This is a genomic window from Treponema sp. (assembly GCF_017430385.1).
In the GTDB taxonomy this organism is placed as follows: domain Bacteria; phylum Spirochaetota; class Spirochaetia; order Treponematales; family Treponemataceae; genus Treponema_D.
Genome location: NZ_JAFRNB010000109.1, coordinates 1 through 2,735, shown reverse-complemented (window position 1 = coordinate 2,735; position 2,735 = coordinate 1). Strand labels below are relative to the sequence as shown.

Annotated in this window: 4 protein-coding genes; all 4 read left to right on the top strand. The window is 41.0% G+C overall.

Annotated features, from left to right (window positions below; all coding sequences use genetic code 11):
* Positions 1-283 precede the first annotated feature (283 nt).
* The 4 genes from IJJ71_RS07770 to IJJ71_RS07755 all read left to right on the top strand — a co-directional run bounded on the left by IJJ71_RS07770 (position 284) and on the right by IJJ71_RS07755 (position 2,659).
* Entirely contained in the window at positions 284-1,036 is a 753-nt protein-coding gene (locus IJJ71_RS07770) for a S24 family peptidase (RefSeq protein WP_296846262.1), read from the top strand.
* 25 nt (positions 1,037-1,061) lie between these two features.
* Positions 1,062-1,271 (top strand): hypothetical protein, encoded by a 210-nt coding sequence (locus IJJ71_RS07765; protein ID WP_296846261.1) that lies wholly within the window; start codon positions 1,062-1,064, stop codon positions 1,269-1,271.
* A gap of 28 nt (positions 1,272-1,299) precedes the next feature.
* A complete protein-coding gene (locus IJJ71_RS07760) occupies positions 1,300-1,932 on the top strand; it encodes a hypothetical protein (protein ID WP_296846260.1) in 633 nt (210 codons plus the stop codon).
* Between the two features lie 79 nt (positions 1,933-2,011).
* Complete coding sequence (locus IJJ71_RS07755) at positions 2,012-2,659, top strand: hypothetical protein (protein ID WP_296846259.1); 648 nt, start codon at positions 2,012-2,014, stop codon at positions 2,657-2,659.
* Positions 2,660-2,735 lie beyond the last annotated feature (76 nt).

The window sequence follows — 2,735 nt, the reverse complement described above, 5'->3', positions numbered from 1 at the left end:
ACAAGGGCAAGTGCCTTTTTTTCAGCGACTTTCTTGGCAACAAAATCACGGATTTCTTCCGAAGTCATCTGACTTTTCGTTTTCACTCTTCAATCCTCCTTTTTCTGTCGATATTTTGTTTAGTTGATAAATCAGTTTTCAAAGTTTCTTAGGGGTAAAATGAAAACTGATTTATCAGTTATTCATCATAATTACGATTATATCTTAATAACGATGAATGTCAAGTAAAAATTACGAGAATTTATTTAAAATAACCGTAATTTTTACGGAAAAAAGAGGTTTTATGACAAGACTTGAACAACTTTATGAGGAAATGTCGAATCGAAAATTGATTAGTAGCAAAAAGGAATTTGCGGAAAAATTCGGATTCGATGCTGGTAATCTCGCCCGATATTTAAATGGTCACTTAAAAACAACATTGGACGGAGATAATTACCGAAAATTTTTAGATGCTGGTATAAATGTTGAATGGCTTCTCACTGGCGAAGGAGAGATGTTTTTACCAGTTTTTTATCCTGAAAGAGTAAAAATGCTTTCAGAAAAAATTAACGCCGACATTCAAAAGAAAAATGATGAAATAGCAAAAAAAGAACGAATCCCGATTTTAAGTCAAAAACTTTCTTGCGGACCAGGACAGAGTTGGGAGCATGAGGATAACATTGTTGAATATCTCGATGTACGCTCACTTTCGCCTGTATTGAATTCTAAAAATGTTTACGGATTCCGTGCTATCGGTACGAGTATGTTAGGGGCAGGAATCCGTGATGGCGATATTGTCTTGTTCAACGCCGACAAAGATTATCCACCTACAGACGGAATTTATGTATTCGGTCTCGATGGCGACACCTATTGCAAAAGATTGGAGTTTGACAGTCTTGCAAACAGAATAAAAATCTTTTCAGTGCGGGTCGCTGATTTGGAAAAAGCTGAACTCTTAAAAACACTCGACAGCACAGACGAAGAATTCGCGGAGCGGTTCAAAATGTTCGGCAAGGTGTTCAGCTGGATTCATGTTGCAAATGACGAAGGAATGTAATAAGTTTTAAAAAAGGAGATTTTATATGTTACAAGGTATTAGCGCACTTATCATTGTCGTTATTTCTGTTTTCGTGGCTTTGATTCCGATTATAATTTTGGTTTATTGCATGAACCGCTTGAATCGGACTGCGATTGCCACAGAAGAAACCCAGCGACTTTTAACACGATTGGTCAAAGTTGTCGAAGCTGTAGCGAAAAAAGAACATCCAGAATTGTATGGAAAAACAGAATAACCAGAAAAAAACGAATAGGAGTCTATTTATGAAAAAAATCATTGCGATTATATTTGCGTTCGCTTTTGCTCTGTCAACATGGGCTGAAAACAACGAACCATTTTCTGTTTTAGGATTTGGTGTAAATCATCCGTGGCTTTGGGAAAAGGCAGATTTAGGCGATTCAAATTCATCTTCTATCGGTTTCGGCATGTATAATGTTATAGTAGGAAAATCAGGCTGGGGATTTATGGCAAATGCTTCAATGGATTTTCCCTATCACACTGAATCAGATGTGAACGGAACTACCGTTACACTCACTCGCTCTGATTATGACTCATGGTTTAACTATAATTTCAATTTTGGTGCGATGTACAATTTTTACAGAGAAAATAATCTGTTTTTGGGCGTCGCGCCTTTTTTTGCTTTTGGCGGAAGTCTAATAAAAAAAGATAATTTTGAGCAAGGCTCAACGATTCTCGGTTTTGGAGTGGAACTGAACGTAATCTACAAAATAACTGAGAGAGTTGGATTTTCAGGCGGAATTACTGGTCAATACAATTTTTATACAATTGGCTCTCAGTTTTTAAATGATATAAAAATCGCAAATTTAACAGGTCGTCTGACCCAGTATGTTGTAACACCTTATTTATGTTTTGATATTTATTTTGAGAGAAAATAGCAAATTTACACGCTCATCTTCACCCCAGCGATGCTGGGGATTTTTTTTGCCCTGGTATCCTTTTCCCCGGAGGATATGAATGGAAATAAACAATTCTGCGGGGAAGCCTTATTACACACAGAGAAACAACCAGCTTAAGCCTGGCGGTGCCTGCAATGTCACTGCGATGATTGCGGCCTTGCTTGCGGCGAGCTATGCGGTCGAGCAGCTTGCGACGGAGAAATTCAGACAGCCGGAAGATGCTCTCATGGATTTCATTTTGCACGACGAGCGGACTCTCGCGCTCTGGAAGGTTCTTGACCCGAGCGGGCATAATGCGCCGAACGAGTGGCACCCGGTTCTTGCGCTCGGAACAAATCTTTTCCTGAGGGAGAGAGGTCTTGTCGGAAAATGTGTCGATGCCGTTGAATGGAGCGAATGGCGGTCTAAGTCACAGATTGCCGACACAATCAGGAACGGCGGGGCGGCGGTTCTTTCCGGGCTTTTCCCAGCTGGTGGAAGGAAGACTATCGGACATGTGGTGGCCTGCGTGGGATTCAAGGAAGACGACGAGGGGAACATCACTCACTTCATCATTGATGACTCATGGGGCGATTACCACACGGAATATGCCGACCACAACGGGAACAATGTCGAGATGTCCCTGGAAGACTTCAACTCCAAAATCCGGCACTGCGGTGCTGACAACAAGATGGCTCATCTCATTAAGAAGGCGGTGGCAAAATGAAAGCTAAGGATGTGTCTTTGAAATCAATCGTTCTTGCGATTGTGTGGGTCTGCGTGATGTCGCTCTGCAAGGCGTT